Below are 25,624 nucleotides of genomic sequence, written 5' to 3'. Positions count from 1 at the left end.
TGATATGAAATGCATCCGCATTGGCTATGGGACAATCGCCCATATTCACGAACAAGCGTTCAGTAAGTTGAACGTTCAAACCATCGGCGTCCTTGAGTCAGATCCACTGCGCATTGAGCAGATCAGACAGGCGGGCCTGAAACCATTAGGGTCGGTAGAGGAAGCAATCGCCCTGCATCCTGATTTTTTTGATATTTGTACGCCAACGCGTGTGCATGCAGAAATATTACAGGCTATCAGCGCGCTCAACCCTTATGCGAATATTCTGATCGAAAAACCGATCTGCGATTTTGAGGATATTGCCCTAGTCAATGCAGTACTAGCAAGCCACAAAGGGCATATTGTTGTAAATGAAAATTACTGTTCCTCTGCAATCACTCAGGCAGTCAAGGATAAGGTCCTGGCACTCGCTTTGACCCCGACCCGGGTTATCGTAGAAATGACCAAACATCGCGGCAAAGACTATCTGAAAGGACGGTTTATTGACAACGCTCTTGGAGCGCTTGGCTATGAGGGATCACATCTATTAGCGCTCATCGGCGAACTCGGCGAGGCCTATGCCGCTGCAGAGATTCTGGAAACAGACATCGACAGTGTCGCTCTCAAGACTATGGGGTTGTCGCATCAGGGTGGTGCGTTCATGAAATATATTGCAACCAATGGCTGCATCGTTGAGCTGTACACATCGATGTCCGGGATCATTGGTTACCCTTGCCCACCATTTGCCCTTCCTGAGCAGCGCATAGCAGAGGATGATGCGTCGACGCGTTATAGAATTTTGCGGATTGACGGGATAGATCCGCAGAACACGCCCTATCAGATTATCGGGTGCTTTGAACCAATTGGTGTTCTTCCTAGACGCCAGGGCTGTCTGCTGGTGTTCCGTAACTATGTACTTGACCATCAGATCAATGCGATAGAGGATGACACGATGATCCAGCATTTAAATAGGTCAATGCGATGTTTTTCGAACATCGGCCCGAATCCCTGTTCTGTCAGGCGGGCCTTACAAGATGTCACAAAGCTGCATGAATGGGCACGCAGCGGATGGTTCGATATGGACGACTCGAATGATGTACTCGGCAGTGAGGAAGGCTCGAGAGCAAGAATTGACGAATCCAGACGCTTCAAAATCATGACGCCTCCGTATATTGCGTGAGACAACGCCAAGCAAGGTTTAAATATTATCCTTTTAGATAATATTTAAACTCTGGGAAAATTAGAGACATGTCGGGGTAAATAGAGATCCAAGAACTTTATTAGACCGCAGGTCTACCTGGTTTGAGCCTGGCGCGTAGCATCTATCTAATTATTACCCCTCCTTATTTTCCAAGGGTTTTCATTAAATTAGCATATGAAGATTGAGAATAAAGAGTTAGCCTGCCAGCACCTATTAAATCGTCAACTACATCCTTGGGAAGTTGAAGTGTAGTTGAAACATTTACTAATTTATCGCGCAATGCTAGATCAGGGGTATCTAAAAGGTTAACCATTACTAAATGAATTTGAATATCGTTTGCAAATGGAGATCTCGAATCATTTCTAGCTCTTAATTGCTTTTCCCAGCTGCCAATAGACGTTTTAAGCACCCTACTTAAGTCTGCAGAAGCTTGGGAATTTTTTGTCGTGCGAATGGCATTAATTACCTGACCCACATTTGGCACTACCCCACTTTGGTCAATTGCTCTTAGTGGAGGAATTTCAGAGTTCACAACTATGAATACAAGATTATGTACGGAATTTTTGGGGGCAGAATCAACCAGAGATGCAATGCTTTCTGATTTTGATTGCTCTAATAAGGATAAAAGACCAAGATTGTCAGAAACAGCTCCATCTACCAGGTGTATATATCTTCTATCTGGAGAATTTAAGTAAGAACTCTTATCTTCATAAAGCCCATCCATATGATAGTTGTGCTTATATTTTGTATTTAATGTAATGGGAGATTTATGAATACACGCACTCGTATTGGAATAGTTTTGCAAAACGATAGGGCTAAATACTACTGGAACTGACGATGATGAGCCAACAGCATATGCAAGGGGAACAGACCTTAAATCGGAACATATTAATGAAAATTGCTCTTCTGTAAAAGGAAATGGTCTACTTGTAGCTAAATCGGTTGCAGAGACCAGCAGACGCGGCCTATCCGGCAAATTTGAAAATGTTTTATCTTGAAACAAATTATTTAACTGCTCAACCAATACGTCCCCCCGTCCATACCACGGTGACATCATTCCGAAAAGTCTATCTGGCCGTAGAGAGGATTTAACTAGGTTAGTTTCAAAATCTGCATATAAAAACTGGTCTTTAAATGATTTGAAAGTCTCTGAGCCAAATGCAACAAAATAGGAAGCCAGAATGCTCCCCCCAGAAACGCCGCTTACCAGATCCACCTCATCAAGTAATGTTCTATTAAAAGCCCCTTTACCTATTTTCGAATCTCGCAATCCCTCTAAAACACCATATGAAAAAGCAGCGGCCCGAGTACCGCCCCCTGAAAAAGTTAAAACGACTACTGTAGAGAAATTATCTGTGTGGTCACCAAGGATTTTTGTGCCGAGGCCTACATTAGTTATTGATGGCTCAAACTTGAGAGGTTGATTAAGCCAAGGCTTTTTATTTGCATAGGCTAGGTAGAGGCAAACTATTGAAACTACTAGGCCTAATAATAAAAATCCCAGAATTTTTAAATATTTCATATATTTAAGTAAAGTCGTCAATACACAAAGAATACAAGACACTAGAAATTAGACATTAGACACCATCAATAATGATAATTTAGGTCTGCCCAGAAACATAAATAGAGATAGCCTTATTATTAAGATCATGGACCAAGAAATTAATCGTGATTTTAGTGCTTACGTTTCCCCCAACATATTTGATGTTTTGTGCAACAGCGAGTTAATTGCACCCCTTCTTTTAGCAAACTTGCTTTCGCCTGAACTATGGAAATTATCTGAAAAGATCAACTCAAAATACTCAACCATATCTGAGTTCGATATAAATGAGCGCGCATCGTCAATTGAGTCCTTAATCGATGAAGGCGTTCCAAGAATCATAAGGGCAATTCAACGTCAAATTGATCGAGACTTCAAACATTTACATCCCAACGAAATAGCAGAAATTTATGGTTATTTAGATGTTAAGCTCGAAAAAAATAGACTAGGCTCAAGACTGCTTAACCCCATTATTAAAGATATTCAGCAAATTTTTAATAAGCGGATTTGTCTAGGGGGTCAGCAATCTGTGGCATTGAAGGGACAACTCGAGGAGATCGGCCATGAACGATTCCCAGCATATATTTACCAGATCTATGATCTCGTGCACGCGCACAGAAAATTCAGCGTTCATGGGTCACGAGCTCCCAATGGCCTAACCTCATGCCTGGATGAAGCAACTATTTTTATAGCACTTGTTCTTACAATGAAATCCAAGGAGATTTCTAGCATCATAATTCTTTCCAGCCCAAGTCACTATAGCGTATTTGGATATGGGCCCACTAACGAGTTGTGGTGGTTTTACGGAAAAAATCACCTGCACTCAAAATCCCAGTGGAAAAAATTAGTAGAAACTGAGTTTGCGGGGGATGCACAGGCATGTTTTGACACAGTATTCGCAGATTTCAATAAGATTATCACTGTTGCGGGAGTCTTTGAACTGAGTTCCGGACAATGCTCAATAGATTCAGATCACCTTAATGAGTACATACAGAAGATGGATGTGTTTTTTGGTATGCGTCTACAACAGTTGGACGCAGGCTTGATTAAACAAAAAAGAGTCATCACACAGTCCCCATTTAGTGCCGCACTACAAAGTACACTCAGAATTGGAACTAAAGAGGATATCAAAAGCATCATAAAGAAACTCCCTGAACCCTGGCAGTCAACCATAACCTATACATATCGCTCCTGGCTCGTAGAGAGTGTTACGCCCTACCTTGAGGCAGCAAGGCGCAGTCCACTAGCTATACAAATTGCGCATGGAATGAAAGATGCGTCTGAAGCAATCGCACTAGTTAAGGGCATCACTAAAATGGATTCCATTTTTAATGATCGCGATCGTGTTGCGCTTCCCGATGAAACAATACGACTTTGTTCGGGCACAGATCGTGACAAGGCGCTTCTTTTGCATGTATTGTTGGAGCATTTATTTAAAAAAAATAGTACCGACCCAGTAACAGTGAGCTCAGCCTATGGGCAGGAAAACTCATGGGTTCATTATCAAGATTCTTGCTATCAACCCGAAACCGGGAACTTAATCGTTAAGCCCTGCCCCTCAGAAATTCTTTTTACCCTTGGCAATTGGCCATCTGAATTAGGCTGATAATATCGGTCATGGAAAATAATAAAAAATTAGCCGCCTTTAATCCTCAGGTTTTCTTTGCAGCAGAAAGAACCCTCCTAGCATGGCAAAGATCATCTATTTCTTTTATTGCGCTTGGATTTGTCATTGAACGCTTTGGTATTTTTATAAAATTCCTAAAAATTGCTAATAGCATTCCAGATAACAGCATTCATCTTTCAACTTTTATCGGAATATTTTTTATAGTTATGGGAGCTATGGTCTCCCTTTTATCCGTGCTGCAATACAAAAACTTCCTGAAAACCCTTCCCCAAAGCGATCTTCCAGATAGTTACTTTATTTTTCTTGGGCCACTAGTTAGTTACACCATGTTCTTCGCTGCTATCGGACTAGCCACTTGGCTGATGATTTCTAACTCATTCGTTGTGTGAAAAATTAGAAATCATCATTGCAGCGCCAACAGGCATGGAATAAAAAGCTATCTCACGATTACAGCTGGTGATGGGGGGATGGCCCCAGGAATCTTTGCAACTGTGACAAGGGTAGACATAAACTCCATCACATCTTTGCTGTATGAGCCATCGTCATCCGCTATTGAGTAGGTTACACCTTTATATTTAACTGTAGCAACGGAGTTCTTTATTGACTCATTTTTATAAACCTTAAAAAATGGAAGATTGTTCTGATAGCGCTCGTTATAGCTATCAAAAACCGACCTAGAAGGCTTAATCATTACCATCTTGGATCCATCGCCCATAAATTGTGCATTCAAGACAGAGCCTAGAAAATCAAAGACATTACCGGGGGAGCGAATTCCTATGACAAGCTCCATATTTTTTGCTTTAGGATAAGAGGCAGAAAATGACTTTATTGCATTTGCATAGCTCAGATCAGCCTTTGGATACTTTGGCGAATCCATGCAATAAGCCTCCGCACTTAATAAATTCCCAAGAAGCTCTTTTGCTCGAGCCTCGTTTACACAAACGCGAGCACGAGAATCATTACGAACCAATTGATAAGCATCTTTTCCACCAAGATTTGTCTTATCGAACGAAATAGTACCTTTCGCCAAGTTATCTATCGTTGATGAACCCCAAGAGTCAAAGGATTTTGTCAGCAGATTCTTATCAATCGGAGGTCCCAATGGAGTTTTGAGAGGCTTATTTTCTACTGTTAAACCTGACTCAATCAGCAAATAGAGAAGATTTTGGAACTCTTGATAATTAGGGTCTAAAGGGTCGTTATTAAAGCGGTGAACGATGGAATTATCGGAACGCAATTCGATACTCTCAATGAGCAGTGTATAAGAAACTGCTCTTGGCAAAAGTCGTTCCGTTCCTTTCAAACCCAAAACGCTCAGTGGAATCTCTTTGAGAAAAGATTGCATGAATTGAGCGTTATCCAATGATGCTTGAGTGAAGGTAAAGCCATTATTAACTGCTAGACCTACGTTGGCGGTAGTAGATGTTGGTGGGGCAGCACCGCTAGGGACCCCAGCCTGGTAGCTAGTAACTCCTGCATTAGCAAGGACGTTCCCCGTTCCAATAACAGAGGGAATATCCAAAAAACTTAATGGCATATTTTTGGAGGATCTAACAATATTTAAAAGAATATTGTCATTACTATAACTCTCCACTACCTCGCGATAGGCGGATGACATATCACTAAAACTAGTTGAGTTAATCGTAGTGCAGCCTGTTATCAATCCCAATATGCTAATAGTAGCTAGAGCCCGAATTTTCATAATCAAACAGTCTTTCATTTACTTAACATTGCCTCCCCTTAATTACTCGGGATAAATCTCATTCCAAAATGCACATTGATGCCCTGCTTTGGAGCCTGCTTGCACTCCACCATACGCACTATAAGTATGGATATTGTCAGGACTAAAGAACATTACATTCTTAGAAGATGGCTTTTCCTTTGTCCCATCATATCGAGGCCATACCGGTTGACCAGCAAGACTTGGCTTTCCATCTCTCATAAAACTCGCCAAATATGCAGTCATCTGCTTACCAAGTTTCTCTGAAGGGGGCGGTAAATTAGGAGCATTAATTGCAGCGGTATTAGAAAGATTTGGGAAGAAATAATTTAGGATTGAAGAATGAACGGCTCCTAATGGAAAACCAGGGTTACTTCCTTTTGCAATACCCACACCTAGTACAAGTGCATTTGGATCTCCAAATTCAAATTGATAAATTGGGGGCATATTTGATACGCCATTCAGTGCATTAGAGGTTCTGAGATAAAAACAGTTGTTAATACCGACATGCGGATTAAAGTCTGACAACATAGATCCTAAAGTTGCGCCATTTAAGTTCTTAGGATTTTTCGCATCACCAAAATACCGTGCAAGAATTTTTTGGTTTATTTTTTCATCCGATCCGTAGAACGCAGGCAAATAGTAGCGATTAGCATTTTCTAGATTTGCAGGATACTTTGTATGGTTTGCATTATCACCTAAGGCGTCATAGCCCACATATAGTCGAAGCTCATTTTGCGCTCCACCATACGCTATAGGGACTCTCACAACATTGCCTGTTGCAACAGCATCCTTGAATGAGCGTGGAACCGTCTTATTTCCGGTCACCGGCACAAAACTTAAAATGGAGTTACCTGCTTCATAGGTTTGGGCCTCCAATAATTCTGCGACGGATATCTTTTTCAGGCATGACAAAGATTCCTTTTCGGAATAGTTGGTATCCCCTGGCACTGGGCACTTAAAGCGCCTATTAGGATCTTTCGGGTTATTAGAAACAGACTTCCATATAGGAGTAGCTAATGCTTGATTTAGCGTTGGAAGAACTTGCAAGCAGGCGCCGCTAATGAGAAGCGCTTTCTGAAATAGGCCGGTAACAACTTCAGGGCTGGCTAAATGCTGACAGATTGATCCAGCTCCAGCAGACTCTCCTGCAACGGTTACGTTGTTAGGGTCCCCACCAAATGCGGCAATGTTCTTCTGCACCCATCTCATGGCTTCACGCTGATCTTCTAAGCCTAAATCCCCATTAGAGGAGGAATCCATGGCGGGATGGGGCATAAAACCAAAAAGTCCCACACGATAATTCATGGAAACAATAACCATGCGCCCTTCACGTGCCATCTGATCTAATTTATACAGGTTTGAGCCGCCCCCGACAAATCCACCTCCAGGTATCCACAGCATTACCGGAAGCTTTTCGTTGGCTTTTATATCTGATGGAACTGCAACATTGAGATACAAACAATCTTCGTTTAAGCTTTCTTCGGTTAAATTAAAACGAGCTGCCTGTGGACAATTACTTGCAAACTTAGTGGCATCTTTTACCCCAACCCAAGGACGAGCGGCAACGGGCATCTCAAAGCGATTTGCCGTTGCATAAGCGATCCCCTTATATTCACTAACTCCATTAGCGGCAAGACCCCTTAAGACTCCTGATGACGTTTGAACAGTCACCGCTTGCGACTGTGCATTGACGATATTTACGCATTGCAATATTAAGAGTGCAATTAAACAAAAAAATGGACTAAATCTTGCTAGGGAGAAATTCGTCATAATTAACTTAAGTGTTGAATTTGATGTGTTGATTGCCTGGCGGCCATACGAAAAAAAATATTATATATTGCCTAAAATAACACTGAACATTACATAACGACTAATATATACAATCTGACCCTTCAAGCCCTTAATATCTGTATGACAAATCAGTTTGTAACCCTTCCATCAAAAATACGGAAAAACCTCAATTTAAGTGCATCAAAGATCTATGTCATCAAAGGCGAAGTTAGGGTTCTAAAAAACGTAAAAGTAACAGCTCGGAATGGTGTAAGAATATTATTAGTAAATGGTGTTTTTAAATCTAGCCGCCTGAAAAGATCGGCTTTGATCTTTGACCAAGGCTCTCGTCTTAGCGCAAAGAAAATGCATCTTATGGCAGCGAATGAACTCTTAAAACCTGTGAAGTTAGCAGATAACGGCGGTATTTGGTTTCTTGGCAATTATGCAAATGCAAGTAAAGATGGCCTTCACCTCAAAACCAACCGCAAAAACCCACTCTCTCACTTCTCGGCTCAATTAATTACCACCAACTATCTTGGTAGGGCTGATAGCTACATTAGCCCCAAGTCTGGGAATCTTATTGGTATTGGCGATGATATTGATGGCTTCTCAGTATTAGGAGTTGGTCCAACAGAATGGTCTATCAAATCTATTAAATGCAATCATTCAGCTGATGATGGCATTGACTTTGCAAATTCTCATGTTCAAATTATGAATCTGGAAATCTTAAATCCAATTGAGGACTGTATTAATGCGAGTAGTAGTCGTATAGAAATTCATCGTAGTTTAAAGCTGGATGCCAGCAAAACAAAAAATATTGATCGTGACTTATTTGATCTTGAAACAATTGATGGCGCATCGTATATTGAGCTCCACCCTGGTTGTTCGGTAAAACTTAAAGGCGTATTTGGAGATCAGCTAGTCCTAAGCTCGCCTGAAATGCCAAGGCCAAACACTAGAACTGATAATGAAAGAGAATACTTTTTCTCCGGCAAAATTAAACGAGCAGCACTAATTTATTCAATTAATGAAGACTGAGAAGTAATATGAATTTCCAGGTAAGCACACAAATGGAGTACCTCAAAAGGTACTTGAGGCTCTTTTTTCAAAAAGAGAAAAAGAGTTGGTTGAAAGTATTATTCTTTTTTAACATTTACATTCCCCTCGGAATTCTATGCCTCATAGGGTTAGCAATTTATATAAACCCCCTTCCCCCAAAGACTGCCTATCTAGCAATAGGACAAGGCGGTTCGTCTTACGAAAGAATATCCAATAACTTTGAAGATTTTTTTAAGAAACAAAAGATAAAACTTGAGTTAATCCCTACTAAGGGTCTTGGTGATGGACTTAAGGGTCTAGATACTAATGATTCTGAAATTAATGCAAGCTTTCTAACGGTCGGATATACCTCAGGAAAGGACTATCCCAATCTGGTATCGCTTGGAAGCGTACAGTTTGCTCCGATATGGATTTTTTATAAAGGGCCAGAGATAAGTGCAAATGATCCATTTCAGTACTTTTCAAATAAAAAAATATCCATCGGATTGCCGGGGGAAGCTACCAATACCCTTTATAGAAAACTATATCAAATTAGCGAATCTGGGCCTATTCGAAATGTGTTGGAGATTTCTCATAAAGATGGCGCCCTCGCCCTTGAAGAGGGAAAAATAGATGCTTTGTTTATCGTGGATGGTATCCAGTCCGAAACAGTTAAAGGATTGCTGAAGAACACCAATATCAAGATTATGAATTTCCCGCTTGCAGATGCTTATATTAAGAAGCTGCCTTATTTACAAAAACTAATTGTGCCTAAGGGCTCTCGAAGCATCGAAAAAGTTCAGCCTCCTCAAGATATCACCATCCTAGCCTCAACAACAAACCTATTAATTGAAAAAGATACACATCGCGCAATTCAATGGGCATTTCTTTTGGCAGCTAAAGAGAGCAATAGAGACTCCAATGCCTTTTTCTCTTCGCCAGATTTTTTCCCAAGGGATGTTGATCGTAGCTTCCCGTTGAGCCCCATTGCAGAGCGCTTTTATAAGAATGGCGTCCCGACCATATTTAGCTACATGCCCATTTGGGTAGCAAGTCTGCTTGATAGCATTTGGGTTTATATCTTTGCATTTTTTGCATTAATTATTCCAGCAATCAAATTGATTGAAGAAGCTAGACTTTACCCATCAAAGGGCTTGATGAATAAAATGTTTATCAATCTTCGAGTACTAGATGAAGCAATTATTGAAGCTAAAACAAGGCAGGAACTTGAAGAGATTTTAAAGATGGCACATGAATACGAGCAAAATATCACCGGCTTGTATGTATATGGGGAAAATTCTCGCTTCTACTTCAATCTCAAAAATGCAGTAGCTGGCATTAAGCGAGATGCACAACAAAAACTTGAAATACTTAAGGACTAAAGTAAGCAGTTAATCTTTTAGCATCCTTGGATTGCACTGGGATTCAATAACGGGCATATTGCAGCCAAAATAATCAGGGTTGCTAGGGCTGATATCTGAAACAGCACTTAACGTTTTTGGCCTATAGTCCCTCCACCCTGTTACCGAGCCTGCATTAGTTGAATGCTCCTCTCAAAAGCTTCTGGTGAGGCTTTAACTACGCCTAGGTATGGCAAGTCTAGAATCATGACGGTTGCTAGCAGCCAAGAAAGCATTGCTAGTTGAACCGAGAGTGCAATGATTCGAATATTAGATAGATTAGTCAATCTTAAAGCTGCAATAACAATTACGCCAAAAAAAGTAAGGCAACTTAATTGCCAAAAAAGATTTGGGAGGTGGCTTTGGGAATTCATTATTCTGAGATTTCGATATTGAGCAATCTCATCCCCAGATCTAATGATGTCTGTGAAAAGCGCCACCTGAAGAGCCGAGCCTGGCTGTATAGCCCTCAGATTTTTAAATAGTTCATCAGCATATTGGCGAGTAATGGGATTTCTGGGGCCTCCAGCCAAGCGACTCCATTCATCACTCACAATAGATTTTGTATATAAATGTAAAGTTTGGCGTGTGGTCTGAGCGGCTTGAGACCCCTCGATAATTAAAAGTCGATCAAGACCCTCGATTTGGCTGGCCTCTTTTGTGATATTGCTATCAATCTCATTTACAGTAGCCATCACCAACACCAGTACAAATCCAAGAACCACATAAGCCCCAGACATAACATTTTGGGTTGCCGTATCAAGGATATTTGAATCAAAATCTTCAAACCCCAGAGGCTTAGAAATAGTCCTGAATAAGAGCACAAGCGACCCTAAAGCTAACCATGAGCCGACTGGGAAAATAATAAAAAGAGCCCAGTTAGGAAGGTTTTCCAATAATTCCATACTCATTTAATTCCCTCTTAGATATTCCAATTAATACAGCAAGCCAACTTCTAACATCATGCGAAATTGGGAGCGCTTTGAGTCATTGGCCGCGAAACCCAATCCAGGCTCTGGATTCGAAATCCGAACTACTGAGCCTTCAGCACGGGCAAAAAACCCATTAAGCTGTATTGTTGGTGTAATGGTAAGCGATACAGCTGAGCTATCGGGGCCATACAACATGGAGTTTACGTTATTCAATGTTCCACCCTTTTCTTGGATGTACTCTAGACGAAATGGCAGACTCATCTTGGCATGTCCGATACCAGAAAGGGTTGCGCCAGGAAAGCGGTAATTTGCCAAGAGTGCAGCCCCATAGGTTTGATATTGCGATGTGATTCCGATGGCGCCGTTAACGGGAATGAGGGTGTACTGTAAATATGGTGCGAAATACCAGCGCTCTCCATCATATTTATAGAGTGCATTAAATATCTGTGAGTTGTTTTGTAAAAGAGGCGTGTTGTATGTGTTTTGTCCATTCCCACTGGTAGACCCAACCCAACTCAAACCGACACTCTCTTTATCATTTAGTTGATATGCTCCAGAGGCACCTAGCCAATTCATTTTATTTGAATAGTAGCCATCGTTCCATGTAACCGCGAGAGATAAATCATCTTTTGAATAATTCACAACAGCTCCATAAGATACCGAGCTAGTCTGGTCCCAAAGCAAACCACGTTGAATATTCAAGTTTTGGAATGTCATGGTGGACTCATATCCACCCATTGAAGCTAATTTTCCAGCAGTAACAGACCAGTTTTGGTCAAGAATGTAAGAAAGTGAAGCGCTTGGGATATACCCGTAGGTATCTACCGTATTGCTCAAAGTGCGCACAATTGGCTTTCCTAAGACTGGAACCGAATAAAGTCCAGTCTGCATAAAAAAGTGAAGGTCACCCTCGGATTTCTGAATTAATAGCTGTGCATTAGATATATCTCCCGCACCACCCTGCGGATTGTTTTGCGAGAAGGCTAAAGCCGACGCAACCGGTGTGACCTGCCAAACACCCAGGCCGCCAAGATCCAGAGACGGACTCTTACCGCCAAAGGAGAGAGAATCATCCATAGTTATAGCAACAGACGCCATCGACTCTTCTGCTGCAGCTATTGCACCAGCAGAAATAAAATACAAGAAAAAGGCGATCAGAGCGTAAATGCGCATACTAAGCAAAAAAATACTGGCTATAACCAGAAAAAATATAATATTACTCGAATCAACCAAGAATTAGACTGATAGATCTATATAGCAACCCGACGCGATGAGAAGTAAGATTTTTAAATCTGGTGCTTAAAAATAAAAATCATTGCCTCAGATAATCAAAGACCCTGTTACCACTCATCTGTCAACTAAATAACTAAAGTGCGATAGACCCTCATAAAAAGTAGAACATGAAAAAATTTATTGGATTATTTATCCTTATGTTAATGACAAAATTTGTTTGTGCAGAAACTGGGGTTGTTGTTGAGAAATTTGGTTCATGTGACCACTTTATTGCTGATGGTCCAAAAGGACTTTATGTCTTGGAATGGTTAGGTGGCCATGATCCAATTGAGCGTGAGACTATTGTCGGGAACCTTAATGACTACGGAATAAAGATGGTTCAGTACCCCAATTCAGATAGTGAGGGCAGGATTTGGGTTGCAGACCTCTCAGAGTCGTACGAAAGTGCCTTACGTATCATAAGAAAGCATTGTCAGTGAGATGAAATTATCTTACGCTGAATACACCCCTAAAAATTTCCCCAGCCTATTTCTAGACAACAGCAGGATGCACTGTTTGCCGCATCCTCATTATTTAAATCCTCTTTAACCAACCCCCTATCCAAGAACTCACGAATGTAGTGGGCAGTTATCAAGGCATTAAGAGCCGAATCAGTAAAAATTGAGCCATTGTTCATAGGGAAATTCTAGCGAGAAAATCACTATTTAAGAGGTATTTAAAACCTGAGTAAATTGGTGTAAATTAGAGCCATGTCAAGGCAAATAGAGATCCAAGGACTCTGTTAATCCGTAGGTCCCTGGTTCGAGCCCAGGTCGAGGAGCCAAATTAGTAAGCCCCTAGAGCAATCTAGGGGCTTTTTTATTGGTTCTGCTTGGTAACTCAATGATCGATAGATTAATAATCCAGCGAACAGCGATTGCCCGCAATCGACCCAAAGCGGACGCACAAAGAAAAACCACCCAAAGGTGGTTAATCTTTTAAACAAGAAAAGCTGAGTCTTAGTTCTTCTTAAACACCTGCTGACCATTTACCCAAGTTTCGTTAACTTGAATGTCTCGGATCTTATAGGCATCCGTTTTCATGGGATTCTGATTCACGATAGCGAAGTCAGCATATTTACCCGCTTCAACCGATCCAACCTTATCGTCCATCTTGAGTTGATAGGCGGCATCAATAGTGATCGCCTTTAAAGCATCATTGATAGATACCTTTTCTTTGGCATTCAATACCTTTTGTGGTGTTACTTGCCAAAGTCTTGAGGCACCCTCAGAAGCGTACTTCAATGGGTGAATTGGGGAGACCGGAGAATCACTATGGTACGCAAAGCGCATGCCATTCTTTATCAAGCTAGCGCTTGGGTCAATTCGATTAGCTCTCTCTGGTCCAAGCAGATGATCGTGAAACGCTTCACCCCAATAATCTGTATGTCCAATAGTGAAACCAGGAACAACGCCTAATTTTGCTGCTTTTGCAATCTGTGCCTCAGTAGGAACTGTGAAATGCTCAATCCTTAATCTAGCCTTAGCATCACTTGGTTTGGTAACGAGCTTCTGAAAAACATTGAGAGTCTGCTCAATTGCTCTATCGCCATTGGAGTGCACCGAGATCTGCCAGCCCTGATCAAATCTTGGTTTAGCAAGATCATAGAGTTCCTGCTCAGTAAAGTTTAGGTTACCTGTATTTTTAGTCCCCGCAGGATATGCGTAGGGCTGATTCATTGCGCCAGTAAGACCCTGATCAGATCCATCTGACACGATCTTGACACCAATTAGCTTGTAGACATCATCACCCTGACCTGGCTTATAGCTATTGTTCGTTAGTGGAAATGCATTTGAATACATATACCCCCTGACACGAACTGGCAGCTTTCCGCTATGAGTCATGTCGTTTAATAAAGCATTTTCCTTATCAACTCCAAGGTAACCTCCGAGAGAAATTTCTGCTGAGGTCGTAACGCCCTTGCGCACCATTCTCTGCCCCACCTTTGCAACCGCTTGCTCAATTAAATCCTGGTTAGGTACAGGCATCTTTTTTAAGAACAAATAGAAGGCTGGCACCTCATAAATTACGCCAGTTAAACGACCCTTGCTATCTTTTAGTAATTTGCCACCCTTAGGATCTGGAGTGGAGTCAGTGATCCCCGCCATCTCCATAGCCTTATGGTTTACATAGGCAATGTGCATACTTTGGTTCATGACAAAGATTGGCTTAGTTGTGGATACCTTATCCAGGATATCGGCTGTCAACTCAGCCATGAATGGGTCAGTCCTTGAGGGATCAACGCCAAACGCAGTAATCCACTCACCATCTTTAACATTCTTGCTATACGCCGTCAGCTTTGCAACCAAACTGTCTAAGGTGTCATGCGGCATCTCAAAGTTGGACATGTTTTGCCAAAGTTCTTCTGAAAATGCTGTGCCAAAGATATGCACATGAGGCTCTACAAAACCTGGCATTAAAGTTTGACCATTCAGGTTGATGAGCTTGGTGTCTTTCCCTTGAAGGCTTTTAACCTGGGATAAAGAGCCGACCTTGACAATCTTTCCACCCTGAATCGCTACAGCCTCTGCTGCAGGCTGGGCCTTATTCATTGTGACAATATCACCGCCATAAAAAATGGTGTCCGCATTACTTGCGGCAAAAACCAAGGAGCATTGCGCCATCAATAAAGCAGCAAGTAGTTTTGGTGCGAATTTCACATTAATCTCCGATTGGGTTTATTCGGTGGGAATTGGAATAATGAATATACCAAAATCCAATAGCAAATCCCTGCAAATGCTTACTTAAATACAATGATTTCGATATCTGTTTAAGGGGCAACCGTTAGATTCTTGTAGAGAAGCAAGAGCCTCTCATTTTGGCCGAAAGCGGTCAATCAATATTAGTTGAATTAGGCTAATACCCAATCTTTACAGAACCTTGGAGAAGCTTAATACAAGATACGAGAGTGTTTTTTGCTCTGTTAATCTTTAGGTAGAGTAGCTAGATATAAGAAAACCACCTTATGGGTGGCTTCTTCTTTGCAGCTTGGGTAACCAAGTTGAACTTAGATCAGCCCCTTCTTTTTTAAATTAGCGAGGCGGTTATTTAAGGTCTTGATGGTGAGTAGATTGAGCTTGTCGCCCTCGGACCAATTGCTGCCCTTCCATTCAATACCTTCTGGTGTGACATTGGCAAATGGCTCTTTACCCTCTCTTGCATAGCCTTCCAAAATGGCAATAAGTGCCGGTCGATCATCAGAACCTCCAGCATCTTTAATGGCATCTAAGATTGGTTTGGTAATCGTATCGCTGTAGGTGACCTTAGAGTCTGGATGCTTGGCTGCTACCGGCTCATCAAAAATGTACTCATGGGGCCACTCAAATACATTTCTAGCTGAATTTTTTACTGACTCTGGACTCACTGCGCCACTTGCGGGATTTTTAGGGTCAGTTGGTAAATTGAGTTCTGCAATCCAAGCTTCAAATTCTGCAATTCGGGCATAGCGCTTTTCTTCACTGTCGCGCTTTTGCTCTTCTTGTGACAGCAATAATGTGAACCAGGCCCAGGCGATGTCCTTAGGTATAGCAAACTCTTGCGCCAAAATGCCACTCGCTTTTTTGAGGATTGGCTTGGATGTGAGTTTTGTCATGACGTTCTTTCTGATTCTTAAATTAGTGCCTTCAATTTCGGGTGGACGATTCAAGGGAAGGCTCCCTGCTCTGTTTTTACAAATGCTCGCCACAGACCCCGTAGGATACTCTTCATAGCGGGTAATTTGACTGGAATGCTGGGATAAACGCTGGCTGAGTGGCTCCGAGGGCTTGGTGTTGCAGCAAATCCAACAAGAATGCCTGTATTCACTAAAATAGCGCCATGACTAAGATTCCAGAACTTCTAGCCCCTGCCGGCAGCCTTTCCATGCTGCGTACCGCCTTTGACTTTGGTGCTGACGCCATTTATGCCGGGCAGCCGCGTTATTCACTCCGAGTGCGTAACAATGACTTTGGAAAAATGGAAACGCTCAAAGAAGGCATCGATACAGCGCATGCTTTAGGTAAGAAGTTTTATCTAGTATCTAACCTACTTCCTCATGGCGGTAAGACCCGCACCTACATTAAAGACATGGATCCTGTAGTGGCGTTAAAACCTGACGCCATGATCATGTCAGATCCTGGACTCATCATGATGGCTAGAGAAGCTTGGCCAGACATGCCTATTCATTTATCAGTTCAGGCTAATACCGTGAATGGCGCCTCTGCTAAGTTCTGGCGCTCCGTTGGTATTAGCCGAGTGATTTTGTCTCGTGAACTTTCTTTTGATGAAATCGAAGAAGTTCGTCAAGACTGCCCAGAAATGGAACTAGAGGTATTTGTTCACGGGGCTTTATGTATCGCCTACTCAGGTCGCTGTCTTTTGTCTGGCTACATGTCCCATCGCGACTCTAACCAAGGTGCTTGCACCAATGCTTGCCGTTGGGATTACAAGGTTAAGCCTGGCCAACAAAATACCAGTGGTGATGTAGTTCTTCTTCAGGAAGCCCGCCGTCCAGATGATTTGATGCCCATGGAAGAAGATGAGCATGGCACTTACATCATGAACTCAAAAGATTTACGTGCGATTGAGCATATTGAACGCTTGACGAAGATGGGTGTGGACTCCTTCAAGATTGAGGGTCGTACTAAGTCACCCTATTACGTATCACGCACTTGTCAGTCTTACCGTACCGCAATTGATGATGCAGTAGCAGGCCGTCCGATGAATATGTCTCTCATTGGTAACTTAGAGGGTCTGGCAAATCGTGGCTATACCGATGGCTTTTATGAGCGTCATCACGATAAAGAGTATCAACTCTATATGCGCGGCCACTCCCTCTCAGGCAGAAGTCTTTACGTTGGTGAAACTGTAGAAATTGATGAGGCATCTGGTCGCGTTAAGGTCGATGTTAAGAATCGCTTCTCTCTAGGCGATAAATTAGAAATTATTGAGCCTGAAGGTAACCAAGACATGGTGCTCGATGCCATGTGGAATCTAAAAGGCGAACCAATCGATGTTGCCCCTGGATCGGGTCACTTTGTATGGATTCAGTTGCCACTCAAGAGTAAACACGCATTTATTGCCCGCTACACCCAAGAACCCGCCCCCGTTGAAGCTGGCGGCTCTTGCAGTAACTGCTAAACCATTAACCGGGGTGCATCGCACTTAGATATCCATATGAATTCCACACACACGTTACACGGCAAACCCAAAACCTTTAAAGAGAAGGCAAAGGAAGAGTTTGTTAAAGCCTTTCAGTTAACCGTTTACTTTGGGGCTTGGTTTTGCGCTATTGCTTTTTTAGCTGCAACATCACTAGATGAAAGACCTATTCCTTTATCTATATTTGGTTTTGCTTTAATCAAAGCGGCCGTATGTGCAAAATTCTTGCTACTTGCTCAAGCTGCCTTCCCAATCAAAGTGGACAAGAATCATGGCATCGTGAGCTCTCTGATACTAGAGTCCTTGATTTATCTGCTTGTGGTTTTGGGTTTAAATTATTTGGAGGCTGGAGTTCATGGACTGCTTCATGGAAAAGAATTCCTGATTTCCATGACTGAATTTGGACAAGCTGATCCATTGCGCGTTGTGGCTATGTCGATTGTGTATTGGTTAATTGTATGGCCCTATCTCTTATTGATGGGCATGACTTTGATGCTGGGTAGCAACGCCACCCTAGAAATCTTGTTTGGCGATAAATCAAAATCGAGCAATTAAGTCCAGCAAGACTGCCTTGATGATGAAGTCATTCTCCATCCGTCAAGGCAGAATTTTCAGGGTATTGGCTTATCTAGCGCTTAGCTTCAGCGCTTTATTTCCCGCCCTGTCGTATGCCCAAGAAATCGAGGCACGAACCTATTCCAATGCGCCGGTCGGCATTAACTTCATCAGCGCTGGAGTGGCGCAAGCAAAAGCGGGCAACTACACCCTGACAAGTGAGGTCATGGGCCTGACCCACATCTTTGATGCAGGCGGACAATCCGGAAAACTCACCCTGGTTGTTCCCTATGGCCAACTCAGTGGATCAAGCAGCGTCGGTGGACGAACAGTCAACGCAAGTACTGAGGGCTTATCTGATCCACTCATCAAGGCTGCAATTAATCTCTATGGTGCGCCCGCATTAACGCTAGATCAATTTAAAGACTATCAGCAAGACCTCATTGTCGGCGTGAGTCTGGCAGCCTCCATCCCATGGGGCAAATACAATGACAATCAATTGATTAATGTGGGTGCTAATCGCTGGTTTATCCAACCCGGCCTTGGAATCTCGAAGGCGCTTGGTCCATGGAGATTGGAGTTGGCCGGCGCAGGTATTTTTTACACCAGCAATACGAACTTTATGGGTGGGAACTCGCTATCTCAAAACCCAGTCTACTCAACTCAAACTCACGCAATCTATTACTTTCAGAATACGGCTTGGATCTCGGTTGATGCCACCTACTTTACTGGCGGGCAATCGTATGTGAATGGCAATCCGATCAGCGGCAATCAAGAGAACTGGCGCTTTGGAACAACCATGTCCTACCCAGTAAATAAACACAACTCTGTGCGACTATCTGCCAGTACTGGCGCTTACTCCAGGACTAATAATAGCTACGATCTGTATGGCATCTCTTGGCAATACCGCTTTGGTGGCGGCTTATAGTTTTATAAGTCGCGCAAGTGACGACGCAGAATCTTACCAACATTGGACTTTGGCATTTCATCAATAAAGGCAATTTTTCTAGGGCGTTTGTAACTCGTCATTTGCTCTTTGCAATACTGAATGACTTGAGCCTCTGTTAAGTCAGGCTGATCTTTGACGATATAGGCTTTGACGATCTCGCCAAGCTTACGGTGCGGGAAGCCAATCACGGCACACTCCCTGACCCCAGGCATTAATGAAATCACTTCTTCGATCTCATTCGGAAATACTTTAAAGCCAGCAACGACGATCATGTCTTTCTTGCGGTCCACAATCTGAACATAACCCTCTGGGCTCATAGTGCCAATATCACCAGACTTAAAGTAACCCTCTGGGGTAATAAATTGCTCAGTCTCTTCGGGTCTATTCCAGTAGCCCGCCATCACTTGTGGTCCTTTAATACAGATCTCACCTGGCACACCAAAGGGAACCTCTATTCCATCATCATCTAGTATCAGCACATCTGTACTGGGTACTGGCATACCAATAGAGCCCGTAAACTCTTTAACAAATGGTGTATTGACGCATACCACCGGTGAGGTTTCCGATAGTCCATAGCCTTGAGCAATCGGCACCCCCATCATCTTCTGCCACAGTTCCGCAGTCTTCTTAAGCACCGCCATGCCGCCACCAATGGTAACCAAGAGATTGGGCAATTTCACCTTGCTAAATTCAGGGCGATGGATCAGCGCATGAAAGAGTGTATTCACACCCGGGAAAATATTAATCTCAGGATGTTTCATCAGTAGCTTAATAAAGCCAGTGATATCGCGGGGATTTGCCACCAATAATAATTTTCCGCCTTTGCGCATTCCAAGCAGACCGCAAGCGGTGAGCGCAAAAATATGGGTCATGGGTAGTGCGCATAAGAAGACTAACTGCTGATGACGGCCTTTTAGAGCAGGCTCAAGCCAAGACTCAATTTGAATGATGTTCGCCAAGATGTTTCGGTGTAGCAAGACGGCGCCCTTAGAGACTCCCGTAGTGCCTCCCGTATATTGCAAAAAGGCAATGTCGTCTTGCGCTAGAGTGGGCCTAGTAAAGCCATGGCCAGCACCAAGTTTGAGCGCCTGATTCAATTTGATACAAGGAAAGCTCCAATGTGGGATGAGCTTTTTAATATGACGTGCAATCAGATTAATGATGACACCTTTTGGACCAAGGCTCTCACCCAAGCTACTCACAATCACCTTCTTTACCAGCCCATGATCAGCAATCTCCTGATACACGTGTGCAAAGTTTTCTAACATCACCAAAAGAGATGCACCGCTATCTTGTAATTGGTGTTCGAGCTCCCTGGCGGTGTATAGCGGGTTGATATTCACCACGACAAAGCCGGCGCGCAGCGTACCGAACATCGCTATCAAGTATTGCGGAACGTTGGGAAACATGATGGCGACACGCGCATCCTGATCGAGACCTAAGGTTTGCAAATACGCAGCGAAGTCCTTGGAAAGGATGTCAAGTTGACGGTAGCTGATTTTGTAGCCCATCGACTCGATTGCAATACGATCTGGAAACTTGCGAAATGATTCTTCTATGAAATCCACAATCGAAGTGTGCCCAGCCAGATCAATCTCATGAGGAACGCCCTCAAGATAGTTTTTCAGCCAAGGTTTTTGAGCATTCATGGGCATGATCAATATGGGATTGTTATTAGGCGCTCATCAGCTCTTTGAGCTTGTCTAGATAGAGTTCCTGACCATGATTGACGCGATGCGTCCACTCATTTCCGGAATCTGCATTCGCATCATCAGTCACATATTTAAATGATTGCCATGGGATATTGGATTGATAGGCAATATTGGCAATCGCGAACAATTCCATATCCACAACATCAATGCCCTGGGAGATTAACCAAGGATCGTGAGCTGTTACAAAACTATCGCCAGTTCCGCAAGTATGCTCACCGCCCAGCGAAAGGTATTGAGATGGCTTCGAGCAAAATGGTGTTTGACCTCGTGGAGCCAGAGGTACTGTCATCATATCTCGCTGAACAACCTTACCAATTTCCAATAAACCCTCTAATGCAGAATTGATTTTTCCGACAGTCCCAAAGTTCACGATCCGTTGAGGCTGATATTGATGGATAGCTCTAAGGCTTGCTGCAGTTGCATTGATTTTTCCAACACCGGAATAGACGATCTCTACACCCGCTGGCAAGGCGGTTTTTGCAAGCTCGGATTCCAATGCGGTAATAATGAGTAATTGTGTTTTCATGTCAGCCAATAATGAATTTATTAGATTATCTACCCGGAGTCCCCGACTTCCCCAAGCCAGGAATACTCTTTAGGGATATCTCGCCCTTATTAGCCAATCCAGACGCTTTTAAGGAGGCTACGCGTCAGTTAGAGGCACTCGCTCAACGGTTTGACTACACCCATATTTTAGGTATTGAATCACGTGGTTTTATCTTTGCTACTGCCCTAGCCCAGCAAACCCATACGGGGCTAGCACTGGCTCGCAAACCCAATAAGCTTCCCCTGGCAAGCCATCGAGAGTCTTATGGCCTGGAATATGGCTCTGATTCCCTGGAAATTCAGCAATCTACCTTGCCAGCAGATGCACGTGTTTTGATTGTGGATGATGTTCTGGCTACAGGTGGCACCATCATTGCGGCTAGCAAGCTCCTTCAAAAAGCGGGTTTTGGAGTAGCTGGCGCGATCACCTTGCTGGAAATCGATGGTTTACATGGCAGCAAGATCTTGAATGAAAATGGGATTGCCAATCAGACGGTGATGCTTGCTTAAGTAATGGCTATAGAAGGCTCTTAGCGCCCTTCAGAAGCTTGACAGTGCCCCAACCTACTGCGAGCACCTTGCTGGCCAACTTGGGTTTGTAGTGCGCTAGTACAGCGAATGCGCTAGTCCATAAGATGGGCGTACTCTTCATGAAATTAAAGGCATCGATACCCTTATCAGCCCATGACAAGGGTTTTTCTATGGGTTCAAAATGCAAAGCAAAATCAGCGCGCTCTTGGGCAGCTCGCTCCTGCAGCTCCCTTTGCCTGGCCTGGAGTTCAGCGAGCTTTTGACTCATCGCTTTGCAAGCTCCTGGCGGTCTTTAGCCAACTCGCTAATGGTTGCATCAAATAATTTAGGCATGGCCTTGAGTGAACGTAAAACTACCAACGCAAGAATGCAGCCCACCGCTAAGAAACCGCAAGTAAGCAAAGTTAGCGCCAAGACTCGATCAGTCTCCCAGCTATAAATCACAATAAGCAAGGCCAGCATCACCAAGCCAAAGAACAAGAAAAATAAAGTACAAATCACCATCACCAAAAGACTCAGAAACTTAGTGCGAGCAATCTGCACATCAATCGAGATCAACTCCAGACGAGTTTGAGCAATGGATGCCCCGGTGGAGACTAGATTCTTGAGTGAGGAAAAAAGATTTTCTTGTGACATGAGTTCCTAGCGACGACGAATGAATAGACCGACCAACAAGCCAATCCCAGCAGCAACACCTACTGCCTCCCAGGGATTTCTGTGGACAAACTCATCAGTGCGCTCAGCAACGACTTTAGCTTTTTCAGTCACAGTGCCTTCAACAGAGGAAAGGCTTTCTTTTGCGCTATTAAGAGTCTCCAGAGCCTTTGAACGAATTGCGCCAAGAGGGCCATCGTCATGGCTAGCTGTGGCCTTAATGAGGTCTTCGGCATCCGCCATGAGCGCCTTGAAATCACCAATTAAATTTTCAGAATTGATTTGAACCTCTTCATGCACAGTTGTCGATTTTTTAGCTGTCATTACCACTCCTTGCTGATGCCATCTAATTTGATAGGTAAGTCCATTCTAAGCAATTCCAACAGAGATCACAGTATTAATACCGTCATCCCTGCATTACCTTCCTTGAAGAGCTTGAGATACGCCTTTAATCCAGGCCTTCTCCTCAAAAGCGCATGGTAAGCCTCGCTGCCAAACGCAGTCTGCTCACCAAAATGGTACTCATCAACCCGATCCGAGAAATAGTTGTTATCTAGGGCGTCATGCACCGCCCACTTGATCTTGCCACCCTCGCCGCTAGCTCCATAACCATGTATCAGGATGATTGCCTTGATACCGACCTCAGAGGCTCGACGAAGCCCTATAGTCAGTCGATCCAAAGCCTCTTCTGCACTCGGACTATCAAACTTTAAATTCAACACCATTGTGTCGCTATGCGGAATCGGTGGATCCTCACTACCGCATTGACGGCACTCCCCCAGCATACCTCTTGGGTTACCACATTCTGGGCACTCAAATGAATGGGTCATCAAACGCCTTTATAGATGATTGGGCAATAACCCATTCACAACAACATTAAGAACAATACTTAGCTTCTAATGCGGAGGCTGTATTAACTTGGTCATCAACCATTCTATTTAAGGTCAATTGAGCTGCATCTTTATTCTCTTGCACCTTCAGATTGATATTAATCAGACCGGCTACATCCTTACGAATCGATGTATTGCCATAGCGCAATCCCTTCAATGTCGAAACTGCTTCAGCTGAAATCTTGCACTGCTGACTTACCAATTCAGATGAATCGGATGAGGTATTTGCATAAGCAAATGCAGCTACGGAGATTGAAACAACAGCCAATAGAGTTTTTTTCATCTTATTTCCTTAATTTGTGACCACATGTTGGACAACAACCTGAATCTTTTGCTTTGGTTTTTCTTAAGGCGGCGTAGACGCTAGATTCTGAAATTTCCATCTTCCTAGCGGCTTGAGCTGCGGTCATTCCCTTCCCTATCCAATCTAAAGCTTGATGTGTTTTTGGTATCGCTCTTCTCATTTACCCTCCTTTAGAAACACTATACCACAGAAGTTGTGAAGTTGTGAACTTTAGTAATAAAAAATAAATTGGCAGCGTTCGGGCCAAAATGAACGATATGAATTAGTTTTTGGAGATTTGCTGCGAAGATCCGACGGGCCTAGTAAAGGTATAGGCAATAAAAAAGCCCCGGTTAAGGGGCTTAGTTATTTGTCGTAGCGGCTCAAGCAGTTAAATCACAAGGATTTTGGCGGAGACGAGAGGATTCGAACCTCCGATCAGAGTTTTAGCCCCGATGCTCCCTTAGCAGGGGAGTGCCTTCGACCAGCTCGGCCACGTCTCCCTGCTTGATGCCTTTACAACGACCCACAGTTTAACGGATTCCGTTGACTGCGGGGTTTTACTGCGGATTTACAGCGATTACTGCGTGTTTTTTACTTCTGATCGAGCTCAAATGCCTTATGGAGAGCGCGTACAGCCAACTCCATATATTTCTCATCAATCACTACAGAAATCTTGATTTCGCTGGTGGAGATCATCAGGATATTGATGCCCTCCTCTGACAATGTGCGGAACATTTTGCTAGCAACGCCAACATGGGAGCGCATACCAACACCCACAACGGAAACCTTAGATACCTTTGGATCACCAGTAATTTCTTTGGCTTCAATATGAGATTGAACATTGTTCTTTAACAAGTCCAGAGCTTTTTGATAGTCCGCACGTGGGACTGTAAAAGTGAAGTCTGTCTTACCTTCAAAGGACTGGTTCTGAATAATGATGTCCACATCAATATTGGCATCCGCAATTGGACCCAGAATTTGATAAGCGATACCTGGGCGATCAGGAACCCCAAGAACGGTAATTTTTGCTTCATCACGCGCAAAGGCGATGCCGGAAATAACTGCGGCTTCCATAGTGCTGTCCTCTTCAAATGTAATCAAGGTGCCCGACTTCATCTCTTGATCAAGGGGCATCAACGGATCTGTCAGTGATGACAGAACACGGGTTTTAACTTTGTACTTACCAGCAAACTCAACTGAACGAATCTGCAATACCTTTGAACCCAGACTTGCCATCTCTAGCATTTCTTCAAAAGTAATTTTGTCTAAGCGACGTGCATCTTCACAAACACGTGGATCAGTCGTGTAGACACCATCCACGTCGGTGTAGATTAAGCACTCATCCGCCTTCAGGGCCGCCGCCATGGCAACAGCAGATGTGTCTGAACCACCACGACCTAAAGTCGTGATGTTGCCATCGGGATCAACGCCTTGGAAGCCAGTGACTACAACAGCACGTCCAGCATTCAAATCAGCAAGAATTTTCTTGTCATCGATACTTTTGATACGCGCTTTAGTAAATGAAGAATCTGTGTGAACTGTCACCTGCCAGCCAGCATAACTAACTGCATCAACACCTTCACGGAGCAATGCCAGGGCCAATAGGCCAGAACTCACTTGCTCGCCTGTAGAGGCGATTTGATCGAGTTCGCGTGGATTTGCATCGGGATTGATATCCTTAGCCAAACCAAGCAAACGATTGGTTTCGCCAGACATAGCTGAAGGCACCACAACTACCTGGTGACCTGCACGCATCCACTTAGCAACGCGTTTAGCGACATTCTGAATGCGCTCAACTGAGCCCATTGAGGTGCCACCATACTTATGAACGATAAGAGCCATAAAAACCGTCGTATTGTCTATTTATAGGGAATTAC

25 protein-coding genes and 1 tRNA gene are annotated in these 25,624 nt (G+C 43.4%); 10 read left to right on the top strand and 16 right to left on the bottom strand.

The genetic code is table 11. The features are described from left to right. The first annotated feature begins 4 nt into the window (after positions 1-4). Positions 5-1,159 (top strand): Gfo/Idh/MocA family oxidoreductase, encoded by a 1,155-nt coding sequence (locus AOC19_RS04245; RefSeq protein ID WP_215377838.1) that lies wholly within the window; start codon positions 5-7, stop codon positions 1,157-1,159. A 163-nt stretch (positions 1,160-1,322) separates the two neighbouring features. Here AOC19_RS04245 and AOC19_RS04240 read toward each other — a convergent pair whose 3' ends face one another. Further along, positions 1,323-2,702 (bottom strand): patatin-like phospholipase family protein, encoded by a 1,380-nt coding sequence (locus AOC19_RS04240; protein ID WP_215377836.1) that lies wholly within the window; start codon positions 2,700-2,702, stop codon positions 1,323-1,325. Positions 2,703-2,829: 127 nt separating this feature from the next. Here AOC19_RS04240 and AOC19_RS04235 point away from each other — a divergent pair, with 127 nt between their 5' ends. Both AOC19_RS04235 and AOC19_RS04230 read left to right on the top strand, forming a co-directional pair. After that, the gene (locus AOC19_RS04235; RefSeq protein WP_215377834.1) at positions 2,830-4,326 is read left to right on the top strand and encodes a hypothetical protein; all 1,497 of its coding nucleotides are present in this window, start codon (positions 2,830-2,832) and stop codon (positions 4,324-4,326) included. An 11-nt stretch (positions 4,327-4,337) separates the two neighbouring features. Further along, a complete protein-coding gene (locus AOC19_RS04230) occupies positions 4,338-4,736 on the top strand; it encodes a YidH family protein (protein WP_215377833.1) in 399 nt (132 codons plus the stop codon). A gap of 47 nt (positions 4,737-4,783) precedes the next feature. Here the strand turns inward: AOC19_RS04230 and AOC19_RS04225 are convergent, their stop codons facing one another. Both AOC19_RS04225 and AOC19_RS04220 read right to left on the bottom strand, forming a co-directional pair. Then, a complete protein-coding gene (locus tag AOC19_RS04225; protein WP_215377831.1) occupies positions 4,784-6,055 on the bottom strand; it encodes a hypothetical protein in 1,272 nt (423 codons plus the stop codon). Between the two features lie 36 nt (positions 6,056-6,091). Continuing rightward, positions 6,092-7,840 carry a carboxylesterase family protein gene (locus AOC19_RS04220; RefSeq protein ID WP_215377829.1) on the bottom strand — a complete coding sequence of 583 codons (1,749 nt, stop codon included), beginning with the start codon at positions 7,838-7,840 and terminating at the stop codon, positions 6,092-6,094. Positions 7,841-7,981: 141 nt separating this feature from the next. Between AOC19_RS04220 and AOC19_RS04215 the strand changes: the two genes are divergently transcribed. Both AOC19_RS04215 and AOC19_RS04210 read left to right on the top strand, forming a co-directional pair. After that, complete coding sequence (locus AOC19_RS04215) at positions 7,982-8,881, top strand: hypothetical protein (protein WP_215377827.1); 900 nt, start codon at positions 7,982-7,984, stop codon at positions 8,879-8,881. A gap of 32 nt (positions 8,882-8,913) precedes the next feature. After that, positions 8,914-10,263, top strand: a complete 1,350-nt coding sequence (locus AOC19_RS04210) for a TAXI family TRAP transporter solute-binding subunit (RefSeq protein WP_215377825.1) — start codon at positions 8,914-8,916, stop codon at positions 10,261-10,263. A gap of 140 nt (positions 10,264-10,403) precedes the next feature. On the opposite strand, the gene AOC19_RS04205 is transcribed toward AOC19_RS04210, so the two are convergent. Further along, the gene (locus AOC19_RS04205; RefSeq protein ID WP_215377823.1) at positions 10,404-11,192 is read right to left on the bottom strand and encodes a DUF4239 domain-containing protein; all 789 of its coding nucleotides are present in this window, start codon (positions 11,190-11,192) and stop codon (positions 10,404-10,406) included. Positions 11,193-11,216: 24 nt separating this feature from the next. Beyond that, positions 11,217-12,386, bottom strand: coding sequence for an outer membrane beta-barrel protein (locus AOC19_RS04200; protein ID WP_215377821.1), 1,170 nt, complete (start codon positions 12,384-12,386; stop codon positions 11,217-11,219). A 227-nt stretch (positions 12,387-12,613) separates the two neighbouring features. Between AOC19_RS04200 and AOC19_RS04195 the strand changes: the two genes are divergently transcribed. After that, positions 12,614-12,925 carry a hypothetical protein gene (locus tag AOC19_RS04195; RefSeq protein ID WP_215377819.1) on the top strand — a complete coding sequence of 104 codons (312 nt, stop codon included), beginning with the start codon at positions 12,614-12,616 and terminating at the stop codon, positions 12,923-12,925. A 519-nt stretch (positions 12,926-13,444) separates the two neighbouring features. Here the strand turns inward: AOC19_RS04195 and AOC19_RS04190 are convergent. Continuing rightward, positions 13,445-15,145, bottom strand: coding sequence for an amidohydrolase (locus tag AOC19_RS04190; RefSeq protein WP_215377817.1), 1,701 nt, complete (start codon positions 15,143-15,145; stop codon positions 13,445-13,447). A gap of 347 nt (positions 15,146-15,492) precedes the next feature. After that, the gene (locus AOC19_RS04185; RefSeq protein ID WP_215377816.1) at positions 15,493-16,077 is read right to left on the bottom strand and encodes a hypothetical protein; all 585 of its coding nucleotides are present in this window, start codon (positions 16,075-16,077) and stop codon (positions 15,493-15,495) included. Between the two features lie 224 nt (positions 16,078-16,301). Between AOC19_RS04185 and AOC19_RS04180 the strand changes: the two genes are divergently transcribed. Genes AOC19_RS04180 through AOC19_RS04170 form a run of 3 tightly spaced genes read left to right on the top strand, consistent with a single transcriptional unit; the run spans position 16,302 to position 19,107 of the window. Then, entirely contained in the window at positions 16,302-17,603 is a 1,302-nt protein-coding gene (locus tag AOC19_RS04180) for a peptidase U32 family protein (protein ID WP_215377814.1), read from the top strand. 36 nt (positions 17,604-17,639) lie between these two features. Then, positions 17,640-18,179, top strand: coding sequence for a hypothetical protein (locus AOC19_RS04175; RefSeq protein ID WP_215377812.1), 540 nt, complete (start codon positions 17,640-17,642; stop codon positions 18,177-18,179). After that, complete coding sequence (locus AOC19_RS04170) at positions 18,151-19,107, top strand: transporter (RefSeq protein WP_215377811.1); 957 nt, start codon at positions 18,151-18,153, stop codon at positions 19,105-19,107. Before AOC19_RS04175 ends, AOC19_RS04170 begins: the two co-directional genes overlap by 29 nt. A 2-nt stretch (positions 19,108-19,109) precedes the next feature. Here the strand turns inward: AOC19_RS04170 and AOC19_RS04165 are convergent, their stop codons facing one another. Further along, the gene (locus AOC19_RS04165) at positions 19,110-20,783 is read right to left on the bottom strand and encodes an AMP-binding protein (RefSeq protein ID WP_215377809.1); all 1,674 of its coding nucleotides are present in this window, start codon (positions 20,781-20,783) and stop codon (positions 19,110-19,112) included. A gap of 19 nt (positions 20,784-20,802) precedes the next feature. Beyond that, positions 20,803-21,366 carry a 5'-methylthioadenosine nucleosidase gene (locus AOC19_RS04160; protein WP_215377807.1) on the bottom strand — a complete coding sequence of 188 codons (564 nt, stop codon included), beginning with the start codon at positions 21,364-21,366 and terminating at the stop codon, positions 20,803-20,805. A gap of 11 nt (positions 21,367-21,377) precedes the next feature. On the opposite strand from AOC19_RS04160, the gene AOC19_RS04155 reads away from it, so the two are divergent. Further along, positions 21,378-21,896: an adenine phosphoribosyltransferase gene (locus tag AOC19_RS04155; RefSeq protein ID WP_215377805.1), complete on the top strand. Its 519-nt coding sequence runs from the start codon at positions 21,378-21,380 to the stop codon at positions 21,894-21,896. A 7-nt stretch (positions 21,897-21,903) separates the two neighbouring features. Here AOC19_RS04155 and AOC19_RS04150 read toward each other — a convergent pair whose 3' ends face one another. The 7 genes from AOC19_RS04150 to AOC19_RS04120 form a co-directional block, all read right to left on the bottom strand. Continuing rightward, a complete protein-coding gene (locus tag AOC19_RS04150; RefSeq protein ID WP_215377803.1) occupies positions 21,904-22,185 on the bottom strand; it encodes a YqjK-like family protein in 282 nt (93 codons plus the stop codon). Continuing rightward, on the bottom strand, positions 22,182-22,553 hold the full coding sequence (locus AOC19_RS04145) for a phage holin family protein (RefSeq protein ID WP_215377801.1): 372 nt from the start codon (positions 22,551-22,553) through the stop codon (positions 22,182-22,184). The genes AOC19_RS04150 and AOC19_RS04145 overlap by 4 nt, the downstream gene beginning before the upstream one ends. A 6-nt stretch (positions 22,554-22,559) precedes the next feature. Then, a complete protein-coding gene (locus AOC19_RS04140) occupies positions 22,560-22,895 on the bottom strand; it encodes a DUF883 family protein (protein ID WP_215377799.1) in 336 nt (111 codons plus the stop codon). Positions 22,896-22,960: 65 nt separating this feature from the next. Then, positions 22,961-23,401, bottom strand: a complete 441-nt coding sequence (locus tag AOC19_RS04135; protein WP_215377797.1) for a Smr/MutS family protein — start codon at positions 23,399-23,401, stop codon at positions 22,961-22,963. Between the two features lie 46 nt (positions 23,402-23,447). Further along, positions 23,448-23,744, bottom strand: a complete 297-nt coding sequence (locus tag AOC19_RS04130; RefSeq protein ID WP_215377796.1) for a hypothetical protein — start codon at positions 23,742-23,744, stop codon at positions 23,448-23,450. Between the two features lie 408 nt (positions 23,745-24,152). Next, a tRNA-Ser gene (locus AOC19_RS04125) sits at positions 24,153-24,247 on the bottom strand. Between the two features lie 91 nt (positions 24,248-24,338). Further along, positions 24,339-25,589 carry an aspartate kinase gene (locus AOC19_RS04120; protein ID WP_215377794.1) on the bottom strand — a complete coding sequence of 417 codons (1,251 nt, stop codon included), beginning with the start codon at positions 25,587-25,589 and terminating at the stop codon, positions 24,339-24,341. Between the last annotated feature and the right edge of the window lie 35 nt (positions 25,590-25,624).

This window comes from Polynucleobacter asymbioticus (genome assembly GCF_018687575.1).
Classification (GTDB): Bacteria; Pseudomonadota; Gammaproteobacteria; order Burkholderiales; family Burkholderiaceae; genus Polynucleobacter; species Polynucleobacter asymbioticus_C.
The sequence above is the reverse complement of the archived record's forward strand: the minus strand, read 5'-3'. Positions and strand labels throughout refer to the sequence as shown.